Source organism: Streptococcus hillyeri, assembly GCF_041081565.1.
GTDB classification, from domain to species: Bacteria; Bacillota; Bacilli; order Lactobacillales; family Streptococcaceae; genus Streptococcus; species Streptococcus hillyeri.
The window spans coordinates 354689-376832 of sequence record NZ_CP163513.1 but is presented as its reverse complement, the minus strand read 5'-3'; the positions used below and the strand labels follow the sequence as shown (position 1 = coordinate 376832).

The window sequence follows — 22144 nt, the reverse complement described above, 5'->3', positions numbered from 1 at the left end:
GGAGAAAACCATGAAAAAAATTAGTTTGCTTAGTATTGTAGCACTTGCATCTGTAACACTTGCAGCGTGTTCAAGTGGAAGCACAGAAAAATCTACATCAAACGACAGTGTAACTGTTAGCGAAGAAGTTAAAAAAGATATTCCGCAAGAATATAAAAACGTCGTCAAGAAAGCAGAATCTTATATCAATACAATGCACATGTCTAAACAAGGTGTATATGATCAGTTAACATCTGAATTTGATAAATTCACCCCAGAACAAGCACAATATGCTATTGATAATCTTGAGATAGATTACAACGAAGTAGCTGTTAAAAAAGGTGAAGATTATTATAAAACTATGAACATGTCTAAGCAAGGTATATACAACCAATTAACATCTGAATTTGATAAATTTACCGCCGAAGAAGCGCAACATGCTATTGATAATTTAAAGCTAGACTATAAAGAAAGCGCATATAAAAAGGGTAAAACTTATTTCAAAGATATGGCAATGTCCTTAGAAGCTGTAAAAACTCAACTAATTGACTTTGAACACTTTACTGAAGAAGAGGCGCAATATGCCGTTGATAAATTAGCACAAGAATAAGACAAAAAAGCCCCACACTCTCCCCGACCAAAGTTTGAGTATGAAGCTATCCCTAATAAAAATCAGCCATTAAAAAGGCCTCTTTTCTATACCCTATTTTACACCATTAAAGGAGGTGATGTCAATCCTTATCTCAAAAGCATTCCCCAGCGCAAAGAGAGAGGAAAAATATGATAAAAAAATACACAAAAAAGAAAACAGGTGAAACAGCCTATAAATTGGTCGCTTATCTGGGAGTTGACCCAGAAACAGGTAAACAAATTAGGACAACCAGACAAGGCTTTAAAACAGAACGTGAAGCCAAACGAGCCGAAATCAAACTTATTGAAGAGTATGAACGTAATGGTGGCTGGAAGAAGTCTGTTGCGGTAACCATGGATGACGTGGCGCAACTATGGTTTGAGCAATATCAACATACAGTCAAGCCATCAACGTACATGGTGTCAGAGGGTGATTACAAAAGACATATTTTCCCAGCCATCGGAAAGATGAACGTAAAAAAAATAAGCGTTTTAGCTTGTCAAAAACTGACAAACGAACTATCTACAATGAGCCATTATAAAAACGTATTTAGTATAGCCAACCGCATCTTAAAATTTGCTGTACACATGAATTTAATTGATACCAATCCAATGGACAAAGTTATCCGACCACGAGGAACTCATGTACCAAAAAGCGAAGAATTTGAAAATTACTATACAAAAGAACAGTTGGAGGAATTCCTTGAAATTGTAGAAGATCAATATGATTTGAGGAAATTAACCCTGTTTAGGATTTTGGGGTATGCAGGTTTACGAGCTGGTGAGGCAGTCGCATTGAACGAGTATGATTTTGATTTTGTAGAAAATACCATTGATGTAAACAAAACGATTGCTAAGACTAAAGAGGGTTGGGTATTTCAATCCCCAAAAACTAAAAAAAGTAAGCGAAAGTTAGATATGGATGCCGAAACAATGCGCCTGGCGAAAGAATACATTTATAGTTTGCCTAAGTCGCTTTATGGTCCAAGAAGGCTTTTTTCAATCATTCCTGACACGATTAGAGTATGGATTGATAACATAGCTAACAAAAACAATCTTAAACGTATAACACCGCATGGATTTCGGCACACTCATGCCTCACTGCTATACGATGCTGGTGTCCCCGTTAAGGTTGCACAAGAGCGCCTAGGTCATGCCAAAATTTCAATTACGCTAGATCTTTACACTCACTTATCTAAGAGACAAAAAGACGACGCTATCGAAAAACTTTTTGACTACATCGCATAAACGTATTAAAAAACGTATTAAAGTAAAAACGGACACAATAAAACCCACTGATATCAATGGGTTTCGGAGTTACCTCTACATTATAGCATATTCCCAGATTTTTTGGAAAGCTCACGCTAAGGCTTTCGGAAAATAGCAGAGCTACCTAAGCCTATCATGTCATCACACAAAAAGAGCCCGTAGGCTCTTGGTTAGATACTATAAAAACGAATATGAAATGTTGTTCCCTGTCCCTCTTGACTCGTCACAGTAATTCGACCGTTTTGTTTTTTAATAATGTTATCTGCCAAAGAAAGCCCTATTCCTACACTATCATTTACAGAACTCTGCCCACGATAAAACCGTTCAAAAATATGAGGAAGATCTTGCTGACGTATGCCAGAACCGGTATCTGAAATCACAATATCAGTCGCGATGTTTGTTTGGCTAACTGAAATGGTAACCTTCCCATCAGCAGTATGTTCTAAACAATTTTTAATGATATTCGACAAAGCCTCTGCCGTCCATCGTCTGTCGCAAGTCATTACTAAATCGTTTGGACAGGATAAGCTTAAGCTAATTGCTTTATCATCAGCTAGAGGCTGCAAACCACTCACAATATCCGTTAGGAAATGACGAACTACTACAATTTCCTCTTTCAATTGCAATACCCCAGCATCCAACCTCGCCTCTGTCAATAAAGTGGTCACCAACCAGCTCATACGGTTGATCTGCTGGTCTATATTGTCTGTAAATTGTTGACGTTCATCTGCCGATAACTGATCATCTTTAAGTAAATTCGTCATCAATTGAATCGCCGCTAACGGCGTCTTTATCTGATGTGAAATATCTGACAAGAGGTCAGATAAATACAAATTACGCCTTTTCTCTAAACGATAGGCTTGATGTAACAGACTCGCTAGCTTATATAACTCACTACGAAGAACCTGCATTTTTCCTTCCGCCTGTTCTTCAATTTCTGGTAATTCTTGACCTTGTTGAACTTTGACCATAAAGGATAGTAGCTCCGCCATTTCTCTAGAAAATAACCACTCGCGATAAAGGTGATAAGCTAATAAAAGGACAACGGCTAAGACTAAAAGATAAAGAGCTACTGTCATCGCTCACTCCTTAAGCGATAACCTTGACCACGCACAGTTTCAATCCAATCGCCGTCACTATCTGACAACTTTTGTCGCAATCGCTTAATAGTCACGGTCAATGTGTTGTCGTTCACAAAACGAGCGCCATCATCCCAAAGAGCTTCAAGTAGCTCCTGACGCGTTAGAAGACGACCAAGATTCCGCGCCAAGGTCAGTAATAATCTGTATTCTTGACTAGTCAGTAAAATCTCTTGATCAGCCAAAGTCACTTTCCCCAGATTAGAATCAATTGAGAGCTGGCCTATCTGAATCAGAGATTGACCTTGTTGCTTCTGTTGCCGTCTCAATACTGCACGAATACGGGCTTGCAATTCTCCAAAACGAAAAGGCTTAGTGATGTAATCATCCGCTCCCTCTTCGAGTGCTAAAACAGTATGCACTTCATCATCCTGTGCTGTAAGAAAAATGACCGGAGTATCTGAAACCTGCCTTATCTGGCGGCAAATGTCAATACCATCGCCATCAGGAAGACCAATATCTAAAAGACACAACTTTAACTCCTTTTGATGACTGTTAAAAAGAGCTAGCGCTTCTTCCTGACTTTGAGCAGTCAAAATCTGCCAACCCTCCCTTTTTAAGGAAAGTGATAATCCCTGTAAAATCACAGAATCATCTTCAACAATTAAAAGCATAGCCACTTCCTTTCTAAACCGTTTCTCTACGAATATCATCAATCAAAGAGCGCTTATTTTCACGTACAATAAGCAATTGTACCAACAACAAGACCAAGGCATAGCAAATCAAAATACTCAACCAAAAATAAACGGGTAAAATAACCTTAAAGTATCCAAAGCGTTGCACAACACCCCAATTAATCAGCCAGCAGGCTAATCCTGATAAAGGAAGACCTACCAGTAAACTTTTAGCAAACAACACATAGAATTCACGTCTAATCATTGTAGCGAGCTGCTGACTTGTCATTCCGAGTGACCTCAGTATAACAAAATTTTGACGTCTTGTAACCATAAGACCCGCTACAGCATTATAGACATTTAAAAGGCAGATTAAGGAAGTGAGCAGCACAAAACTAATCATCACAATACGGATAACAGTTGTCAGGTTAGACACATAGTTTTTCACAGCCACAAGGTCGCCTTCTAAAAATTGAATTCCTTCCACAGTTAGCATTTTTAGTTGTTTCACTCGGGACTTAGCTACTCTGTTTGTCTTATCAGCATTAAAAGAAATTGATTGCTCATAATATAGATGATTATTCGTCGCTTGGTACAACTTTTCAAAAGCCGACTGGGGCATAATCACCCAAGGCTGACTATCATGAACACTAATCCAAGATGATAGGCTGTCCTTATTACCAAGTCCAACAACCGTTAACTGAAACTCTCCTCGAATACCTTTTTCCTCTATCACATCCATCAGAAAACTGGCCGTCAACTCTTGTCCCAACGTTTTCTTAACCATCTGCTCTATTTCAAAAAATCGATAATGACGAGCTTCTTTTTGCCAAACATTGTTGTTTGTTGTTGAGATTTCACCATTTTGATAAAGGATAATCGGATAGTTTTCAGATTTATCCCACTTTCCACCAACCGCTTTAACCATCTCTTCAAAAACCTTATCATCAAAAGAAACAAGACTCAAAAAATACTGTCTAGCCTTATCTGGATATTGTTTCCAATAATCATCATAGGTCCAATTCTCATCGTAAAATTCTCTTAAGACGTTATAAACCGCCCGGTGATAGTCATCACTCATATCCTCAGCCTGTAGTTGTCCAGAAAACATACTATAGTTCACAACATCAACGTTTGAAACACCTTCCGTTTGAACCAACTCCTTAGCAATCTGGTTACTTAGGGCAACACCATCACCGTGCCCCATAAGATGGTAGTCCCAGTCACCCCTATTAGGAAAATCAAAGGTACTAGATTGTACCAATTTATAATCAACAGCTGATAACATGGCTTGCGCACCATACCCTGTTATAAGAAGGATAGCCACAAAAGCAGCTAGAGCCCTTACAATACTCTTTCCCTGATGATTTTGATACCGTAGAAAACCTCGTGCCAAGAGAGTCTCTGCACCAGATAATCTTCTAACTTGTTTTTTCTTACGTGACTTTTTAGGAGAAAATGTGCTTCGCAACCCTTCCAAAGGTACCTGCTTTGCCATTTTTCTAGCCGGCAAATAAGCCGCTACAAATACCGTAATTGCTGTCGCAACGATAATCCATATAAGTGACTGCCATGTCACAACCAACAACAGTGTAACACCTTTTTTAACCGCAAATAAGGAAAGAAGAGATGGTGATATCACTTTTAAAGCAAAATAGATAACTCCTAATCCTAGGATAATGCCAAGTGGCAAAGCAAGTAGCACCAATAAAAATGCCTCATAATAAACACTAGCTCGTCTTTGCTTACGCGTTGCTCCAACACTAGTTAACAAACTTAGATAGCGCAAGCGCTCATCGTAAGAGAGGTTAAAAAGATTATAGATTAGTACGATAGACACTCCTGAGATTAGCAATGTAAAGAAAAGCTGTGCAAATATAACAATGCCATTAATCGTAGTATCCGTTGAAGCACCTTTCAAGGCTAGGACATTATTATTCGTTTCGACAGTCTTTACTCCCAGTTCACCTAAACGTTCTCGCAAGCTTGCCACCTGTGAGGTATCTTCTAAATTAAAAGAAACATTAACTTCAACATCCTTAGTTGGAAAAGAGCCCTCACCAAGAAAAGCTAGTGCTGTATAAGCAGCTCCTATTTCCTCCGAAGGCGGCTCTATAAATCCAACCACCCGATAACGACTTTCAAAGCCTGTTTCTTCATGAACTTCACTATATTCCTTTGGAAAAGATGAATCATTTCCAAAATAGGCAAAATGCCGTGGTAACTCTGTCTTAGTCATCGCAGGTAAGGTGAGATTAATAAAGGGAAAGACCAGCTCTGTACTCCCTTTATTATCAAGATAGCGCCTATACGTGCTAACCGATAGTTCATCACCAATAGCTACTTTACTACCCTCATCAAGTACCGCTTGACTGAGAACAACCTCCCCCTCTTTTTCTGGTAAATGACCTGTCACTAATCGGATACGATGCCAATCAAAAGCGGATTGACTATAGCGTCTCACACTAATAAAAGGACGATTAGGATTACCAGTTTCTGTAAAATCACTATAGTAATTATCTGTTGATAGAGCAATTTCCTGTGAAGAAATTGTTTCAAGTAGTTTCCTATAACCTTGTTCAGATAAGTCATAGCCTACCAAATCCCACTTCCCATACTCCGATTCACCTGAGCGCGTGAGATGAGTTATTAAGGTATCTTTACCAACAAAGACACAGGTCATCAACAAGGTCATCAGAACTATTCCTATAAGCGAAACAAGAGAACGCTTTCGATTTTTCAAAAGATAGCGTCTGGTTACCATATGAATGAGTTTGTGATTCGTCATATTATTTCTCCTTCTGATTCCTCATCTGATGGCGGATACGCTCATCTCTCATAATCTTGCCATCTTCAATATAAATCAAGCGATCTGCCTGTAAGGCTAAACTTTCATCATGGGTAATCATCATAACCGTTTGTTTTAGAGTTCGATTCGCTTCTTTTAATAGGAGCATAATATCCTGTGTTGCTTTCCGATCTAAATTACCTGTTGGTTCATCGCAGAGCAAAATATCAGGACGGCTGTATAAAGCACGGCCAATAGAAACACGTTGTTGTTGCCCACCAGATAATTCACTCGGGAGATGGCTACGACGATTTTCCAAACCCAAATAGTGTAACACCTCATCTAACCTTGCTTTATCTAATTTCCGCCCGTCTAATAAATGAGGCAAAGTAATATTTTCCTCAGCTGTTAACACAGGCATAAGGTTAAAAAATTGGTAGACCAAACCTACATGACGACGACGAAAAATCGCTAACTTATCTTGATTTAACTGTGATAAATCCGTTCCTGCAATAAACACTTTCCCACTATCAGGCTTATCAACACCAGCCAACATATGAAGAAGAGTTGATTTACCTGAGCCAGATGGCCCAAGAACTGCAATGAATTCGCCCTTTTCAACCGACAAAGTAACATTATTAAGCGCAATAACTTGATTCTCTCCTTCTCCATATACTTTTTTCAATTGTTGACAAGAAATCATTTCCATAGCATTAACCCTCTTTCATACTGATTTTTTCTTAAATCTATTGTAGCAAGTTTTTGATGATTGAAAATGACAAGATAAGTGACAATTTTGTCACACAAAAAGAGCCCGTAGGCTCTTGGTCACATTTATTATTCTGCTTATTCTGCGATAACTTCAGTATTGACAGTTTCCGTACTAGAGGTTGTTGTCAATTCTGTCTTCGGGGCATTTTCATCTGGATAGTAAGTCTCTGGTTCATAGCCGTAGAGCGTCTCATAGAGGACTGCATTTGTGTTCTCCAAAGCATCTAAAGTAGGCAAACCTAACTCTGCTTTGATACGATTTTGAGTTTCGAGCAGATGTTTGGTGGTCACAATTTGATAAGATCCACCATCTTCTAATGTCGCACTTTCTCCATGCAATTGGTAATTTTCCAATGTTCCAAGCGAGGCACGATAGCCTAATAAATTAGGAATCGTTTTATCTGTTACTGCGATATTAGTCTGCATGTTATTACTTACAGCCTTTAGAACTTTTTTATAAGAACCAACACTATCCAACGCCAGCAGTTTTTTGACAATAAGGCCAATCACCTCACGTTGACGACGCTGACGCCCATAGTCCCCTTCTGGGTCCTGATAACGCATTCTTGAAAACACCAGTGCCTGATCACCATTAACTTTATGAGTTCCAGGAGCAACCGTTGCAGTGTATTGGGGTTCTTGTTCCTCAATAGAAATATCGAAGTCAAATGGATTTGTGACCTTGATTCCACCTACGGCATCAACTAAATCAACCAAGCCCTGCATGTTGATCTGCATATACTTGTCAATCTTAATATCTAGCAAATCTTCAACCGTCATAATCGCCATCTGCGCTTCACCAGACGCATAAGCCGCATTTAACTTAGCCTCAACACCATTCATGTCATTTTCTTCTGGACCTGTTAGAGTTGTTAAAATATCCCGCTCAAGACTGGTCATCGTCGTTCTTTTGGTCACAGGATTGACAGTTACAACAATCATTGAGTCACTATTTCCTGCCCACGGATCCTTACGATCCCCGGATCCTGTATCTACTCCCATCAATAGAATAGAAAAAGGTTCCGTATGTTCAATGGCGTTACTAACAGAGCCAGTATCCAACTCTTTGAAGGTTTTTTTGAATTCTTCCGTTGAATATCTGAAAGCTGAGGTGACATAGATACCAGCAGCAGCTACTGTTGTCGCAATAATTGCCAACAGCATTAAGATAATTTTTTTTCCAAGTTTCATTGTTTTCCTTAATCTATCAGTTTTGCCATAGCATAAACATCAAGAAATTCTCCATTCTTAGTTTTAGCACCACGTTGTTTAGTGGCTTCAATGGCAAAACCAAATTTTTGATACAGCGCCACCGCTTTTTCATTACGAACTTGTACATCTAGTTCTAGACGACGAATAACTGGCGTATGTTCAGCCCAATCCATCAAACCTTCCATCAGAAAACTACCAATTCCATAGCCCTGATAGGATTTTCTCACAGCAATAAAAACATCACCAATATGCTCAATTCTAGCAAAAGAACCCGCTGATACATTTAGAACACCTACGACTTGATCACTAATTTTAGCAACTAGGCAAATCGCATTTGGTTTTTGTAATTGACTTTCAATGAAATCTCTTGCTTGTTCTGGTGACAGGATAGGACTTTCATTGTCTCGCGTTAAAAAATCAGACTCTTCTTGAACCAGCTTCAATGTCTCAGCTAAACTTTCAGCATCTTCCAACTGTGCTTCACAAATCATCAATTCCTGCTCAGCCATTTCCAAAAGCCTCCAAAAGCAACTGACTCTGAGTACCATAAGCTATCATGTCTAGCTGTCTCCCTTCATTAATATGAGAAAGTTTCACTTCTAAATAATCAGCTGGTAACTCGCTCAAAAGTTCTCCCCACTCAATAACACAGACGCCATCACCGTAGAGAAAATCATCTAAATCAATAGAATCTGGATCATCACCAATACGATAGACATCTAAATGATAAAGAGGCAATCTCCCCTCATACTCTCGGACGATTGTATAAGTAGGGCTCTTAATCATCTGTTCAATGTCAAGCCCCTTAGCTATTCCTTTTGTAAAAGTCGTCTTACCTGCACCAAGATCACCAGTTAAGACAATAACCTGCCCAGGTTCAAGTAAGTTTCCTAACTTATTGCCTAAAGCAACTAATTCATTTTCATTATGAGTGTACAACATATGACTTATTTTACCAAAAAGTTAAGCAATCGTCCAAATTTTTCTAAAAAGAAAACCCGCCTAAGCGAGTTTGTATATCCATGAAATCCTATCTTATAAGATAGCTAAAAACACAAAGTTCAAGATAAAGAGAGCTGTCGCACCCCAAAGAATTGGGTGGATTTCTTTAGTTTTACCAGTTGACACTTTAACTAAGCAGTAGAAAATAAAGGCTGCCGCGATACCGTATGAGATAGAGTACGCAAGTGACATAAAGAAGGCTGCGAAGAAGGCTGGAAGTGCTTCTTCAAAATTTTGCCAATCGACATCTAGGAAAGATGATACCATCATAACCCCAACGATGATAAGGGCTGGTGCAGTAGCCGCTGCTGGTACAATTCCAATAACTGGTAATAGAATAATTGAAAGCAAGAAGAAAGTTGCTGTTGAAACAGCTGTCAGACCAGTACGTCCACCCTCAGCAATCCCCGCTGCAGATTCAACATAAGTTGTGGTATTTGAAGTACCAAAGAGAGCGCCGATTGAAGTACCAATAGCATCCGCAAAGAGCGCACGGTCCATTTTAGATGAGAATCCTGCTGAATTTTCAAGCGCAGCTTCGTCTTCAGCTGAAAAGATACCTGTTTTACGACCAGTACCGATAAATGTCCCAAGCGTGTCAAATGTATCAGAAAGCGAGAAGGCAAAAATAGTCATTAATACCAAAGGCAAACGTGAACTATCACTAAAGAGAGAACTCATACCATCAAAAGCGGCAAGGAAAGTTGTTCCCAATTCACCAAAGGCAGAACCGATGTTGTTTGAAAAGTTAACAGTAGACACATCCACAACTCCCATTGGAATACCTAAAAGAGTTGTCACAATAATTCCAATAAGGATCGCACCACGAACATTTTTGATCACAAGCACAGCAGTTAAAAGAAGTCCGATAACCGCCAAAATAACAGATGGGTCTGTAAAGGTTGAAATGGCAGGAACCACACCACCGCCGGCAGTGATAGAATTAACCCCATTTGACAAATCAGCTGCCGCTGGAGCCACTCCATTGATTGTCACAATATCGCTACCTGAAAGAGAAAAATCAATGATATTAGCATTTTTAAAACCAAGATAGGCAACAAAAACCCCAATACCACCACCAATAGCGTGCTGAAGACTTACCGGAATGGCTTTGATAATGCTCTTACGAACCTTAGTCACTGTGATAAAGATGTTAAACAAACCACAGATGAAAACCATCGCTAACGCTTCTTGCCACGTAAAACCTAAACCAAAGACTACGGTATAAGTGAAGAAAGCGTTAAGACCCATACCTGGCGCCAAAGCGTAAGGCACATTAGCAAAAAGCCCCATGATTAACGTCGAAATAACCGTAGCAATGATCGTTGCCAAGAATACCGCCTGCGTTGGCATTCCTGCTGCACCTAAGATAGATGGGTTAACAAATAGAATATAACTCATGGCAAAAAAGGTTGTCAAACCTGCCATAATTTCTGTAGAAACGGCTGTTCCGTTCTCTTTTAATTTAAAAAATTTTTCCATTTGGAAAATTTCTCCTTAATATCAATAAATTATCCGTAAATTACGAACGACTAAGATAGTTTAACAAATTTTTGTTCACAATTCAACTCTTTTAGCTTCAAAATTTAAAAAGAGTGTGAACAGAAACCAAATTTTTAGAAAAAATGGTACCGCTTCCTACCCAAATTTCAAAGCTCCGAACAAAACTTTCCACAAGACTATTTTAAAGTCAATTAGTTTTTATTTAGTATTTTTGTTAGCACTTCTCCTAATGTGGTGTGGGGCGGAAGCGACCTCCTACAGAGTTCCATTCCTTCTTGGCAAGCCTAGGTCTTGCCAACCCCTTCACACTAAAACTAATTAGTTTTAGTGTTATCACCACTGCGGAAAGTGCTAGTTGTGGCGACTTCGTCGCTCGTAATGATTGCAGAAAATACCAACAATAAGATATTATTAAAAAACATATATTGAAGGGGAATTCATTGTGACTGAGACAATTTATCTTAAACGAGTTTACTATTTTAAAGATAAAACACTATAACAATCAAAAACTTCGTCAAACTACTTATTATCAACTACAAAATGAAAAGGCTGGAACTCTTTCCAACCTCTCCCTATTTCACTATTAATCACCAAGTAAAAGCGCCAAAATCATTTGAATGGCTGCAAAACCTAACAAAAAGGTCAAATCAATTGTCGCTGCATTAGCCACAGCCACTTGAACAAAGTTCAGAGGGCTAACAATAAAGTCCATCCATCCGATATTAGCTGTTCTCATAAAATGAATGGCAAATCCTGAATACACCGTAGCAATAACCATAATAGCAAGCTCAGTGTAGACCCCTAACTTAAGAACTTTCATCAGAGATTTCAAACTAACTGTTGCTGCCCCTAGAGCAAAAAGAAGGCTCGCTAGGTAGGTTAAAAAGCTTGGTAAATCTCCCGCTGTCCAAATTTGCTCACCACTCCACGACACCGAAGCAATGCTAAACAGCTGATAAAAAGTCACTGGATAAAAATAAAACCAAGCACCTGCGGTAAACAAACGTACCATACCGTTTTTTGAATTAATCCCTAAAAGTCCTAATTCTAAAGTAATAAAGGAAGTTACTGCATTAAACAATAGCCCCTCAACACTCGGCTGAAACACTAAAATACTAATAACTAAAAAAACAGCAATAATATGCCCAAATATAACCTTATGCATGCGCCAATCCTATCCTGAGAAGTTCAAATTTATTATATCATATTTTAAAGTTATATTTAGGATTTAAAACAATTTTTTATAACTTTTTAACTCAATAACTATACAACTTTTTTTACTAAGCAAAATCAACTCTCCATTCCCATAGAGGGATTATTATTTTAGTTCCGATTATTCGACATAAACAGCCAATATGATTGTTAAAATGAAACAAAACTTTGAAAACACTCTATTAAAACAACACTTGAGCGTAAAGTGTTTATTCGTTTTGGTTGCCTATTCGTTTTGGTTTTGAGTTTTTTAAAATATTTTCATAAAAAGTCTTGCTTTTTTTCTGTAAACGTTTTAAAATAATAGAGGTTCTTGAATCTGTTCAAAATTGTAAGCGTTTGTCAAGAGGTTTTGGCAGTAATTTTACAAAAAGAACAAAAAATAAACTTAAGGAGGAACTCAAGAATGGGTATCGGAATCGTTATCGCAAGCCACGGCGAATTTGCCGCAGGGATTCATCAGTCAGGTTCGATGATCTTTGGTGAACAAGAAAAAGTTCAAGTTGTAACGTTTATGCCAAGTGAAGGTCCAGATGACCTCTACGCTAAATTTAACAACGCCATCGCTCAATTCGACGCTGAAGATGAAGTGCTTGTACTTGCAGACCTTTGGAGTGGTTCACCATTCAACCAAGCGAGTCGTGTTGCTGGAGAAAATCCAGACCGCAAATTCGCTATCATCACTGGTCTTAACTTGCCAATGCTGATCCAAGCCTACACTGAGCGTATGATGGATGCTAACGCTGGTGTTGAGCAAGTAGCAGCAAACATCATTAAAGAATCTAAGGATGGTATCAAAGCACTTCCTGAAGAACTCAATCCTGTTGAGGAAACAGCTGCTGCTCCAGTTGAAAAAGCAGCACCACAAGGAGCTATCCCACCAGGAACTGTTATCGGTGACGGTAAACTTAAAATCAACCTTGCTCGTATCGACACTCGTCTCTTGCACGGTCAAGTCGCTACTGGATGGACACCTGCTTCTAAAGCAAACCGTATCATCGTTGCGTCTGACACTGTAGCACAAGACGAACTTCGTAAGAGCTTGATTAAACAAGCTGCACCAAACGGTGTCAAAGCTAATGTTGTACCAATCAAAAAATTGATTGAAGTTTCTAAAGATACACGCTTTGGTGACACACAGGCTCTTATCCTTTTCGAGACACCTCAAGAAGCACTTGAAGCTATCGAAGGTGGTGTTGAGATTAAAGAGCTTAATGTTGGTTCAATGGCTCACTCAACTGGTAAAACAATGGTTAACAACGTTCTTTCTATGGATAAAGATGATGTTGCTACCTTTGAAAAACTCCGTGACCTCGGTGTCCAATTTGACGTTCGTAAAGTGCCAAACGATTCTAAAAAAGATTTGTTTGACTTGATCAACAAAGCAAACGTTCAATAATTATTAGTGATTTAACATTCCAGAAAGGACTATACGAAAATGGATATTACTTTAATTTCCGCTGTTCTCGTGGTCTTTGTTGCCTTCTTAGCTGGTCTTGAAGGTATCCTTGACCAATTCCAATTCCACCAACCAATCGTTGCATGTACCCTTATCGGTCTTGTAACTGGAAATCTCGAAGCTGGTATCATGCTTGGTGGTGCCCTTCAAATGCTTGCCCTCGGTTGGGCTAATATCGGTGCTGCTGTCGCACCTGACGCTGCTCTTGCATCTGTTGCTGCTGCAATCATCTTCATCAAAGGTGGAGACTTCACAAACGTTGGTATCAACGTAGCAACCGCTGCTGCTATCCCACTTGCTGTTGCTGGACTTTTCCTTACAATGATTGTTCGTACAATCTCTGTTGGTCTTGTTCACGTTGCAGATAACGCAGCTAAAGAAGGTAACATTGCTGGCGTTGAACGCGCTCACTTATTTGCACTTGTTCTTCAAGGTCTTCGTATCGCTGTTCCTGCTGCCCTTCTTCTTGCAATGCCTGCTGAAACCGTTCAAGATATCCTCAACATGATGCCTGAATGGCTTAAAGGCGGTATGGCTGTTGGTGGTGGTATGGTTGTTGCCGTAGGTTACGCTATGGTTATCAACATGATGGCTACTCGTGAAGTATGGCCATTCTTCGCCCTTGGTTTTGTATTTGCAGCTGTAACACAATTGACACTTATTGCACTTGGTACAATGGGTGTTGCGATCGCCCTTATCTACCTTAACCTTTCTAAACAAGGTGGAAACGGTGGTGGTTCTACCGGTTCTGGTGACCCAATCGGCGATATCTTAGAAGACTACTAGAAAGGGGCATTATAATGACTGAACAAATTCAATTAACAAAAGCTGACCGTCGTAAAGTTTGGTGGCGTTCACAATTCCTTCAAGGTTCTTGGAACTACGAACGTATGCAAAACCTTGGTTGGGCATATGCACTCATTCCAGCAATTAAAAAATTATACACAAGTAAAGAAGATCAAGCTGCCGCACTAACACGTCACTTGGAATTCTTTAACACTCACCCTTACGTGGCTGCTCCTATCATGGGTGTAACTCTTGCCCTTGAAGAAGAAAAAGCTAACGGTGCTGAAATTGACAACACTGCTATCCAAGGGGTTAAAATCGGTATGATGGGACCTCTTGCTGGTATCGGTGACCCAGTTTTCTGGTTTACAGTACGTCCAATCCTTGGTGCCCTTGGTGCCTCTCTTGCACAATCAACTGGTAACATTGTTGGTCCACTTATCTTCTTCCTTGGTTGGAACATCATCCGTATGGCCTTCCTATGGTACACTCAAGAATTTGGTTACAAATCAGGTAAAGAAATCACTAAAGACATGTCTGGTGGTATCCTTCAAGACATCACTAAAGGAGCTTCAATCCTTGGTATGTTCATCCTTGCTGTTTTGGTACAACGTTGGGTATCAATCAACTTCACCGTTGACCTTCCTGCTAAACAATTGTCAGAAGGTGCTTACGTTGCCTTCCCAGAAGGTGCTATTAACGGTGCTCAATTGAAGGGAATTCTTGGAGATGCCCTCAGCGGTATGAGTCTTGACCAAATGCAACCACAAAGTCTTCAAGGTCAGTTGAATTCACTTATCCCAGGTCTTATGGGACTTCTCTTAACATTTGCCTGCATGCACTTGCTTAAGAAAAAAGTTAGCCCAATCACTATGATTATTGGTCTCTTCGCTCTTGGTATTGTTGCTCGCGTACTAGGTATCATGTAAGAACGTACCATTTCATTTAGAAACTCTCTATACGCAACGAGGCAGGAAAATCCTAGCCTCGTTGTCTTTTCTTAAAAATGGTATACTTTTCCTTTAATCCGTCACTATCTTATACACCTCGAACATGTTATAATGAGCTTAGTGATATCCTAATCTACTCCACCACTCAGCACTGAAGCACGTGATGGACACTAGGAAAACCTTGTAACCATTAGCTCAAAAGTATCTTCAAATCGATCTACTGGATGCTTTTAAGAGTATTCGTAAAGGAGACCAAAATGAACGAACCTCTATTTTTAACCTCACAAATGCACCCTAAAATTTGGGGCGGGACAAAGTTGCGCGATGTTTTTGGCTACACTATTCCTTCCGAAACAACTGGAGAATATTGGGCTATTTCTGCCCATCCAAATGGTGTTTCTACCGTTGCTAATGGAGAGTTTGCTGGACAACCGCTGGATAAACTCTACCGCGAACAACCTCAACTCTTTGGCAATCCGAGTGACGATGTTTTTCCACTTTTGACTAAGATTCTTGATGCCAATGACTGGCTCAGCGTCCAAGTTCATCCCGATGATAGCTATGCTTTGAAACATGAGGGAGAACTCGGAAAAACAGAATGCTGGTATGTCATCGCTGCTGATGAAGGGGCTGAAATTATATATGGGCATAACGCAAAATCATCAGAAGAACTTCAAGACATGATTGAAAAGAGTGACTGGGACAGTCTTTTAACACGTATTCCTGTTAAAGCTGGTGACTTTTTCTACGTTCCTAGCGGTACCATTCACGCTATCGGCAAAGGAATTATGATCCTTGAAACACAGCAGTCTAGCGACACAACTTACAGGGTTTACGATTTTGACCGCAAAGATGATAAGGGGCAGACGCGAGAACTTCACCTGCAACAATCTGTCGATGTGACCTACATTGGTCAACCTCAAAATAGCCATCCAGCTACCTTAAAAACGGGGGATTTGACATCAACCTTACTGGTTTCTAATGACTTTTTCACCGTCTATCATTGGCTGGTCAATGGCAAAGCTGACATGCAGCAGACAGCTCCTTACCTTCTTGTTAGTGTTTTAGAGGGAGAAGGTGACATCAACTGTAGTGGCGCAAGCTTTTCCCTCAAAAAAGGAGACCACTTTATCCTTCCAAACACCATCACAGAATGGACGTTCTCTGGTCAACTTGATCTTATCGCTAGTCATATTTCAGAAAAATAGGAGACTTCATGGCACAATCTTTAAATAAAACAATCAACTTCCAAACAACTGGCGTGTCTTACTTCGGTATTGGTAGCAAGGTTGGGAAATTTCTAGTCGGCGATGCTGCCTTGGAATTTTATCCTGATGTCAATGTTGAACAATACATCCAAATCCCTTGGAAAAACATGCAAAAAATCGGAGCCAATGTGACTGGCAAAAAAATCAGTCGTCACTTTGAAGTATATACCGATAGCGGTAAATTCTTGTTTGCTTCCAAAGACTCAGGAGCCATCTTAAAAATCGCTCGTCAGCATATCGGCAACGAAAATGTCGTTAAACTTCCGACACTCATCCAGCTCATCTGGAACAAAATTCGTCGTAAAAACTAAGAAAAAATCAGGGAAAGGCAATGAACTTTCTCTGATTTTTTAGTCTTTTTTTGCTATAATAAGTCCCATGACTAAAAAAATTATTGCTATTGATTTGGATGGAACGCTGTTGAGAAGCGATCACACCATCTCTGATTATACTGTTAACACCTTGCAAAAAGTTCAGAAGAAAGGCCATCAGGTAATTATCTCTACAGGCCGCCCTTATCGCACTGCTTTTCCATATTATCAGCAGTTGGGACTTCACACACCGATGATTAATTTCAACGGTTCTCTCACGCACATTCCTGAGAGCAAGTGGGCTTACGAGCATAGCGTGACGATTGATCGTCGTTATCTTTTAGAACTTTTGGGAAAAGCTGAGCAGATTCAAGCAGATTTCATCGCCAGCGAATACCGTAAGAAATTTTATATCACAACCGATTTTCCAGAGACCATTGAACCTCAATTGTTTGGAGTGTCTAAAATCACAGACAAGATGAAATTAGTGACTGAGAAAATCACTAAAAATCCTAATGCTATCTTGTTCCAGACTAGAGTTGAGGATAAATACGCACTCGCAAGTGAGTTGCGCCAGCATTTTTCAGAAGAAATGGAAGTGGATTCGTGGGGTGGACCGCTCAATATCTTGGAATGTTCTCCTAAAGGGGTCAACAAAGCTTACGCTCTCAAATACCTGCTGAACGCTTTAAATATCGATAAAAGTAAACTCATCGCTTTTGGTGACGAGCACAACGATACTGAAATGCTTGCTTTTGCCAGCACAGGTTATGCGATGAAAAATGCCAATCCGCTCCTTCTTGATTTTGCTGATGAGCAAATCGCTTGGACTAATAACGAAGATGGGGTTGCTAAGACATTAGAAGAACTCTTTCTGTAACTAAACCTTTGAGTTTCTAGATTAAGCTACTCTGACCATAAACAAAAGCCCTTAGCTAGCAACTACGCTTTTAACACACGATTTAACCATAGAATGAATTTGGAGGAGGATTATGCCTGATAATTTAGCATTACGGATGCGACCAAGAAATATTTCAGAAGTCATCGGCCAGAAACACCTCGTTGGGGAAGGCAAGATTATTCGCCGTATGGTTGATGCCAATATGCTATCTTCCATGATCCTCTACGGACCTCCTGGTATTGGCAAAACCTCGATTGCTAGTGCCATCGCTGGAACAACCAAGTGGGCTTTCCGCACCTTTAACGCTACGGTAGATAGTAAAAAGCGTCTCCAAGAGATTGCTGAGGAAGCTAAATTCTCTGGCGGTCTCGTTCTCCTGCTTGATGAGATTCACAGGCTTGATAAGACTAAGCAAGATTTCCTATTACCGCTGTTAGAAAATGGCAATATCATTATGATTGGGGCAACGACAGAAAATCCCTTTTTCTCCGTCACTCCTGCCATTCGTTCACGTGTCCAAATTTTTGAGCTAGAACCTTTATCCAACGGTGATATTAAAGAAGCTATTAAACAGGCTATTTCAGACAAAGACCGTGGCTTTTCCTTTGACGTTAAACTCGATGAAGACGCCCTAGATTTTATAGCTACCGCTACAAATGGTGACCTTCGTTCAGCCTATAATTCACTTGATTTAGCTGTGATGTCTACGCAAGAAGATAATACTGGCTGTCGGCACATTACTCTCGAAACGGTCGAGAATAGCTTGCAACGAAGTTATATCACCATGGACAAAGACGGAGATGGACACTACGATGTCCTCTCTGCTCTTCAAAAATCTATCCGTGGTTCTGATGTCAATGCTGCGCTACACTATGCAGCACGGCTCGTTGAAGCTGGGGATTTACCAAGTCTTGCCAGACGATTAACTGTGATTGCCTATGAAGATATTGGACTTGCCAACCCTGAGGCACAAATCCACACCGTAACCGCTTTAGAAGCAGCTCAGAAAATCGGCTTCCCTGAAGCTCGCATCCTGATTGCCAATGTTGTCATAGACTTAGCCCTCTCACCTAAGTCCAACTCAGCCTATGCTGCTATGGACGCTGCTCTAGCTGATTTAAGAAAATCTGGTAGTCTACCAATTCCAAGACATCTCCGTGATGGGCATTATTCTGGCAGTAAAGAATTAGGAAATGCCGTTGATTACCTCTACCCACATGCCTATCCCGAAAAATGGGTGAAACAGCAATACTTACCAGATAAACTACTAGGCGCTAACTATTTCCAAGCCAACGATACTGGAAAATACGAACGCGCCCTAGGAGCTAACAAAGAACGAATTGATTACTTATCACAGTAATGAAAAATCCCTGCCAAGGCAAGGGATTTTTTACTATTACATTACGAATTTGGGTCATCTAGTGAGCGTCCGTGAAGACCTTTCTCACGTTGGAGTTGACGTAATTTTTCTGGTGTCACGTCATTCCCATCTTCATCGACGACTTTAATACCTGCAATATGGTGACGAACCGCACGACGGTAACCTTCGATGTATTCTTCACGCAATTTAGCTTGCTCAACTTTTTCCTCAGCGGTTAAACCAACTGATTTTTTCTTACGCGCTAGCTCATTGATACGGTCAATTTTTGCTTGTTCCATACCTACTCCTTTCTTTATAGCTTATGATAGTGTCCATTTTCCTTCATTATCTGGTAAATAAGCCTCTTGAGGATTCAGAGGATTATAACGTATTCGGACCCTTTCAAGGTCTGGTAACTTAGATTTCATTTCGTATCCAATAGGGATTGGACCTAGTTTATAGACCTTCCCCATACGGTAGATAATAACGTCATAAATTTCATAGTACTTACCATCTACTGAATAAGAATAAATATTGACACGAGACTTTTTAAAAGGCAAAACCCTCGAAAAATAGCCGATTGTTTCGTGTGTACAATTCTGCTTTAATGTTTTGCGCCTCACCGCTGGTCTAGCTTGTCCTTTCTTTCGCTTATAGGTTGTACGAACCCAGCGAAAGATGAAAAAGAGAGCGATAATCAACCCAAAAACCTGTAACGGTATTAGGACATAAAAAGTCATCATATTTCTTATGTCATAGAAAAGTTCCATTTAAGCTTACTTCGTATTCAACTGGTTAAAGGTAGCTACAGTGTTGGCTTTTGAGGCTAGGCTAGCAAGAAGTGCCAAACGGTTTGCTTTCACTGCTTCATCGTCTGCCATAACCATTGTATTATCAAAGAAAGCATCAATAACTGGGCTAAGCGCAAAGAGTTTCACTAATTTTTCAGAAACACTACCTGTCAATGTCAAGCTAGAGATAGCTTCTGCTAATGCTTTTTCAGAGTCATTTTCAAATAGGCTGCTGTCAACGGCTACCGTAGCGTCAGCTTTTTCCGCCAAATTAAAGACACGAGAGAGTGACTCAACTGCTGCTTTGTAGCCATCCGTTTGACTAGCCGCCACAAGGGCTTCTGCCGCTGCCAACATCTCTGGTACAACGAAGGTAGAGCCTGCAAGAACAGCTTCCTTGATGTCTTTTGGCGTTTTGCCCATCATCTTGTCCACACGCGCCTTGATAAAGCTGATAACCTCAGCCTTGTTGTCATAGGTCAAGCTATCAAATGATAGGGCGTAAAGGCTGTCAACCAGCTCATCCATTGGAATAGTCCAACCAAAGGCATCCAAGATACGGACAATCCCTTGAGTCGCACGGCGAAGGGCGTAAGGGTCGTTAGATCCACTCGGAATGAGTCCTACTGAGAAGAATGATAAGAGGGTATCTAGCTTATCAGCCAAGGCAAGCACCGCACCAACCTTTGTCTCAGGAAGCTCACCCTCGGCTGAATTTGGCAAGTAGTGCTCACGAATCGCTGCCGCAACAGCCTTGTCCTCACCCGCAAGAAGGGCGTATTTCTCACCCATAATCCCTTGAAGCTCGTCAAACTCACCAACCATGCCTGTCAAGAGGTCAAACTTGTAGATTTGGCTCGCACGGTCAACCGCAGCTGTTTCTTCTGCTGACAGACCAGCTTGTTTGGCAAGTGACGCGGCAATGACTTGAGCACGGTTCATGTGCTCAGCAAGAGAACCAATCTTCTCATGGAAGGTCACGTTTGCTAATTTTGCCACAAGGTCAGCAATCTGCAATTTTTGGTCTTCACGCCAGAAGAATTCCCCATCTTCCAAACGTGCCACAAGCACTTTTTCATTTCCTTTAACCACATTTTCAATGTGCTCAGCGTTACCATTACGCACCGAAATGAAGTTTGGCATGAGTTTACCAGCCTGATCACGCACCACAAAATAACGTTGGTGGTTTTTCATTGAAGTGACCAAAACTTCCTCTGGAACATCAAGGTATTTTTCATCAAAGCTACCCATGAAGGCAGTTGGGTACTCGACAAGGTTCAAGACCTCATTCAACAAGCCTTCGTCAATCTCCACCTGAACATTTTGTTCTGTTTCAATCGCCTTAATTTGCTCCACAATCATGTTTTCACGCTCTTTAGCGTCTGCGATGACAAATTGGCTGCGCAAATCAGCTTCGTAAGAATCTGCTGAGGCAATCTCAGTTTCTTGCCCCAAGAAACGGTGACCACGGCTGACGCGTCCAGAATGGATATCCAAGAAGTCAAGCTCCAGCGCCTCATCATCCAAGAGAACTGTCAAGGTGTGAACAGGACGAATGTACTCAAAACTGTTCTTAGCCCAATGCATGCTGACTGGGAACGTCAAGCTAGCAAGCACCTCAGGCACCCCTGCAAGGACTTCCTTAGCCGGTTTACCAGCTTCATTTTTCGTCACATAAACGTACTCTTCGCCTTTAATTTCTTCAAAGCGAATATCGGCAGTTGTCAATCCTTTACCACGAACAAAACCTTCTGCTGCCTTGGTAAAGTTACCATCGCTATCCAAAGCAATTTTCTTAGCAGGACCTTTAAAGTCCTCTGTCAAGTCTGTTTGAGCATCTGCCAAACCTGTTACTCGAACTGCCAAACGGCGTGGCGTTGAGAAGGTTTGAATACCCTCAAACGCCAAACGATTATCCGTTAAAAAGGCTGCCATTTTTTCACCAAGTTGTTTTTCACTTGGGGTTACAACGTAGGCTGGAAGTTCTTCCAAGCCAAGTTCAATTAATAAATTTTTAACCATAATTCCCTTTCTTTTTAACACTAGCCTTATGTGATGGGGACGCCAGCGACCTCCTACGGAGTTCCATGGCTAAGTTGAGAGCCTCAGTCTCTCAACCTTCCCCCAATTGTCACCATAGCTGGTGACAATTTTTTCATCACTGCGGCTAGTGTTCAGCTTTGAGCGACCTACGGTCGC

Annotated in this window: 21 protein-coding genes; 9 read left to right on the top strand and 12 right to left on the bottom strand. The window is 40.6% G+C overall.

Annotated features, from left to right (window positions below):
• Positions 1 to 10 precede the first annotated feature (10 nt).
• Together AB6M99_RS01830 and AB6M99_RS01825 are read left to right on the top strand one after the other, a co-directional pair.
• Positions 11 to 589 (top strand): Ltp family lipoprotein, encoded by a 579-nt coding sequence (locus AB6M99_RS01830; protein WP_369351004.1) that lies wholly within the window; start codon positions 11 to 13, stop codon positions 587 to 589.
• Between the two features lie 170 nt (positions 590 to 759).
• Positions 760 to 1857 carry a site-specific integrase gene (locus AB6M99_RS01825; protein WP_369351003.1) on the top strand — a complete coding sequence of 366 codons (1098 nt, stop codon included), beginning with the start codon at positions 760 to 762 and terminating at the stop codon, positions 1855 to 1857.
• Between the two features lie 191 nt (positions 1858 to 2048).
• Here AB6M99_RS01825 and AB6M99_RS01820 read toward each other — a convergent pair whose 3' ends face one another.
• From AB6M99_RS01820 to AB6M99_RS01780, 9 genes are all read right to left on the bottom strand, one after another.
• Positions 2049 to 2957 carry a sensor histidine kinase gene (locus AB6M99_RS01820; protein WP_369351002.1) on the bottom strand — a complete coding sequence of 303 codons (909 nt, stop codon included), beginning with the start codon at positions 2955 to 2957 and terminating at the stop codon, positions 2049 to 2051.
• A complete protein-coding gene (locus tag AB6M99_RS01815; RefSeq protein WP_121835435.1) occupies positions 2954 to 3631 on the bottom strand; it encodes a response regulator transcription factor in 678 nt (225 codons plus the stop codon). The genes AB6M99_RS01820 and AB6M99_RS01815 overlap by 4 nt, the downstream gene beginning before the upstream one ends.
• A gap of 13 nt (positions 3632 to 3644) precedes the next feature.
• A complete protein-coding gene (locus AB6M99_RS01810) occupies positions 3645 to 6419 on the bottom strand; it encodes an FtsX-like permease family protein (RefSeq protein ID WP_121835433.1) in 2775 nt (924 codons plus the stop codon).
• A 1-nt stretch (position 6420) separates the two neighbouring features.
• Positions 6421 to 7128 (bottom strand): ABC transporter ATP-binding protein, encoded by a 708-nt coding sequence (locus AB6M99_RS01805; protein ID WP_121835431.1) that lies wholly within the window; start codon positions 7126 to 7128, stop codon positions 6421 to 6423.
• A gap of 137 nt (positions 7129 to 7265) precedes the next feature.
• Complete coding sequence (locus AB6M99_RS01800) at positions 7266 to 8381, bottom strand: LCP family protein (protein ID WP_369351000.1); 1116 nt, start codon at positions 8379 to 8381, stop codon at positions 7266 to 7268.
• Positions 8382 to 8389: 8 nt separating this feature from the next.
• On the bottom strand, positions 8390 to 8911 hold the full coding sequence (locus tag AB6M99_RS01795; RefSeq protein WP_369350999.1) for an N-acetyltransferase family protein: 522 nt from the start codon (positions 8909 to 8911) through the stop codon (positions 8390 to 8392).
• Complete coding sequence (gene tsaE / locus AB6M99_RS01790) at positions 8904 to 9344, bottom strand: tRNA (adenosine(37)-N6)-threonylcarbamoyltransferase complex ATPase subunit type 1 TsaE (RefSeq protein ID WP_121835425.1); 441 nt, start codon at positions 9342 to 9344, stop codon at positions 8904 to 8906. The genes AB6M99_RS01795 and tsaE overlap by 8 nt, the downstream gene beginning before the upstream one ends.
• Before the next feature lie 93 nt (positions 9345 to 9437).
• Positions 9438 to 10886, bottom strand: a complete 1449-nt coding sequence (locus AB6M99_RS01785; protein ID WP_369350998.1) for an NCS2 family permease — start codon at positions 10884 to 10886, stop codon at positions 9438 to 9440.
• 604 nt (positions 10887 to 11490) lie between these two features.
• The gene (locus AB6M99_RS01780) at positions 11491 to 12072 is read right to left on the bottom strand and encodes a DUF1361 domain-containing protein (RefSeq protein WP_121835420.1); all 582 of its coding nucleotides are present in this window, start codon (positions 12070 to 12072) and stop codon (positions 11491 to 11493) included.
• A gap of 453 nt (positions 12073 to 12525) precedes the next feature.
• On the opposite strand from AB6M99_RS01780, the gene AB6M99_RS01775 reads away from it, so the two are divergent.
• From AB6M99_RS01775 to AB6M99_RS01745, 7 genes are all read left to right on the top strand, one after another.
• On the top strand, positions 12526 to 13518 hold the full coding sequence (locus AB6M99_RS01775) for a PTS sugar transporter subunit IIB (protein ID WP_121835129.1): 993 nt from the start codon (positions 12526 to 12528) through the stop codon (positions 13516 to 13518).
• 39 nt (positions 13519 to 13557) lie between these two features.
• Positions 13558 to 14364, top strand: a complete 807-nt coding sequence (locus tag AB6M99_RS01770) for a PTS mannose/fructose/sorbose transporter subunit IIC (RefSeq protein WP_121835127.1) — start codon at positions 13558 to 13560, stop codon at positions 14362 to 14364.
• 14 nt (positions 14365 to 14378) lie between these two features.
• Complete coding sequence (locus tag AB6M99_RS01765; RefSeq protein ID WP_121835125.1) at positions 14379 to 15293, top strand: PTS system mannose/fructose/sorbose family transporter subunit IID; 915 nt, start codon at positions 14379 to 14381, stop codon at positions 15291 to 15293.
• A gap of 278 nt (positions 15294 to 15571) precedes the next feature.
• Positions 15572 to 16522 carry a mannose-6-phosphate isomerase, class I gene (manA, locus tag AB6M99_RS01760; RefSeq protein ID WP_121835123.1) on the top strand — a complete coding sequence of 317 codons (951 nt, stop codon included), beginning with the start codon at positions 15572 to 15574 and terminating at the stop codon, positions 16520 to 16522.
• A gap of 8 nt (positions 16523 to 16530) precedes the next feature.
• Positions 16531 to 16893: a DUF956 family protein gene (locus AB6M99_RS01755; RefSeq protein WP_121835121.1), complete on the top strand. Its 363-nt coding sequence runs from the start codon at positions 16531 to 16533 to the stop codon at positions 16891 to 16893.
• Positions 16894 to 16960: 67 nt separating this feature from the next.
• On the top strand, positions 16961 to 17773 hold the full coding sequence (locus AB6M99_RS01750; protein ID WP_121835119.1) for a Cof-type HAD-IIB family hydrolase: 813 nt from the start codon (positions 16961 to 16963) through the stop codon (positions 17771 to 17773).
• A gap of 112 nt (positions 17774 to 17885) precedes the next feature.
• Positions 17886 to 19154: a replication-associated recombination protein A gene (locus AB6M99_RS01745; protein ID WP_121835117.1), complete on the top strand. Its 1269-nt coding sequence runs from the start codon at positions 17886 to 17888 to the stop codon at positions 19152 to 19154.
• Between the two features lie 41 nt (positions 19155 to 19195).
• Here AB6M99_RS01745 and AB6M99_RS01740 read toward each other — a convergent pair whose 3' ends face one another.
• Genes AB6M99_RS01740 through glyS form a run of 3 tightly spaced genes read right to left on the bottom strand, consistent with a single transcriptional unit; the run spans position 19196 to position 21967 of the window.
• Complete coding sequence (locus AB6M99_RS01740; protein WP_121835115.1) at positions 19196 to 19453, bottom strand: DUF896 family protein; 258 nt, start codon at positions 19451 to 19453, stop codon at positions 19196 to 19198.
• A gap of 21 nt (positions 19454 to 19474) precedes the next feature.
• Entirely contained in the window at positions 19475 to 19897 is a 423-nt protein-coding gene (locus AB6M99_RS01735; RefSeq protein ID WP_142925589.1) for a hypothetical protein, read from the bottom strand.
• Positions 19898 to 19930: 33 nt separating this feature from the next.
• Positions 19931 to 21967 (bottom strand): glycine--tRNA ligase subunit beta, encoded by a 2037-nt coding sequence (glyS, locus tag AB6M99_RS01730; protein WP_121835112.1) that lies wholly within the window; start codon positions 21965 to 21967, stop codon positions 19931 to 19933.
• Positions 21968 to 22144 lie beyond the last annotated feature (177 nt).

What these genes read in the sequence shown, in the direction of transcription:
- AB6M99_RS01830 (WP_369351004.1), top strand. Translation starts at nt 11, where the DNA reads ATGAAAAAAATTAGTTTGCTTAGTATTGTAGCACTTGCATCTGTAACA.
- AB6M99_RS01825 (WP_369351003.1), top strand. Translation starts at nt 760, where the DNA reads ATGATAAAAAAATACACAAAAAAGAAAACAGGTGAAACAGCCTATAAA.
- AB6M99_RS01820 (WP_369351002.1), bottom strand. Translation starts at nt 2,957, where the DNA reads ATGACAGTAGCTCTTTATCTTTTAGTCTTAGCCGTTGTCCTTTTATTA.
- AB6M99_RS01815 (WP_121835435.1), bottom strand. Translation starts at nt 3,631, where the DNA reads ATGCTTTTAATTGTTGAAGATGATTCTGTGATTTTACAGGGATTATCA.
- AB6M99_RS01810 (WP_121835433.1), bottom strand. Translation starts at nt 6,419, where the DNA reads ATGACGAATCACAAACTCATTCATATGGTAACCAGACGCTATCTTTTG.
- AB6M99_RS01805 (WP_121835431.1), bottom strand. Translation starts at nt 7,128, where the DNA reads ATGGAAATGATTTCTTGTCAACAATTGAAAAAAGTATATGGAGAAGGA.
- AB6M99_RS01800 (WP_369351000.1), bottom strand. Translation starts at nt 8,381, where the DNA reads ATGAAACTTGGAAAAAAAATTATCTTAATGCTGTTGGCAATTATTGCG.
- AB6M99_RS01795 (WP_369350999.1), bottom strand. Translation starts at nt 8,911, where the DNA reads ATGGCTGAGCAGGAATTGATGATTTGTGAAGCACAGTTGGAAGATGCT.
- tsaE (WP_121835425.1), bottom strand. Translation starts at nt 9,344, where the DNA reads ATGTTGTACACTCATAATGAAAATGAATTAGTTGCTTTAGGCAATAAG.
- AB6M99_RS01785 (WP_369350998.1), bottom strand. Translation starts at nt 10,886, where the DNA reads ATGGAAAAATTTTTTAAATTAAAAGAGAACGGAACAGCCGTTTCTACA.
- AB6M99_RS01780 (WP_121835420.1), bottom strand. Translation starts at nt 12,072, where the DNA reads ATGCATAAGGTTATATTTGGGCATATTATTGCTGTTTTTTTAGTTATT.
- AB6M99_RS01775 (WP_121835129.1), top strand. Translation starts at nt 12,526, where the DNA reads ATGGGTATCGGAATCGTTATCGCAAGCCACGGCGAATTTGCCGCAGGG.
- AB6M99_RS01770 (WP_121835127.1), top strand. Translation starts at nt 13,558, where the DNA reads ATGGATATTACTTTAATTTCCGCTGTTCTCGTGGTCTTTGTTGCCTTC.
- AB6M99_RS01765 (WP_121835125.1), top strand. Translation starts at nt 14,379, where the DNA reads ATGACTGAACAAATTCAATTAACAAAAGCTGACCGTCGTAAAGTTTGG.
- manA (WP_121835123.1), top strand. Translation starts at nt 15,572, where the DNA reads ATGAACGAACCTCTATTTTTAACCTCACAAATGCACCCTAAAATTTGG.
- AB6M99_RS01755 (WP_121835121.1), top strand. Translation starts at nt 16,531, where the DNA reads ATGGCACAATCTTTAAATAAAACAATCAACTTCCAAACAACTGGCGTG.
- AB6M99_RS01750 (WP_121835119.1), top strand. Translation starts at nt 16,961, where the DNA reads ATGACTAAAAAAATTATTGCTATTGATTTGGATGGAACGCTGTTGAGA.
- AB6M99_RS01745 (WP_121835117.1), top strand. Translation starts at nt 17,886, where the DNA reads ATGCCTGATAATTTAGCATTACGGATGCGACCAAGAAATATTTCAGAA.
- AB6M99_RS01740 (WP_121835115.1), bottom strand. Translation starts at nt 19,453, where the DNA reads ATGGAACAAGCAAAAATTGACCGTATCAATGAGCTAGCGCGTAAGAAA.
- AB6M99_RS01735 (WP_142925589.1), bottom strand. Translation starts at nt 19,897, where the DNA reads ATGATGACTTTTTATGTCCTAATACCGTTACAGGTTTTTGGGTTGATT.
- glyS (WP_121835112.1), bottom strand. Translation starts at nt 21,967, where the DNA reads ATGGTTAAAAATTTATTAATTGAACTTGGCTTGGAAGAACTTCCAGCC.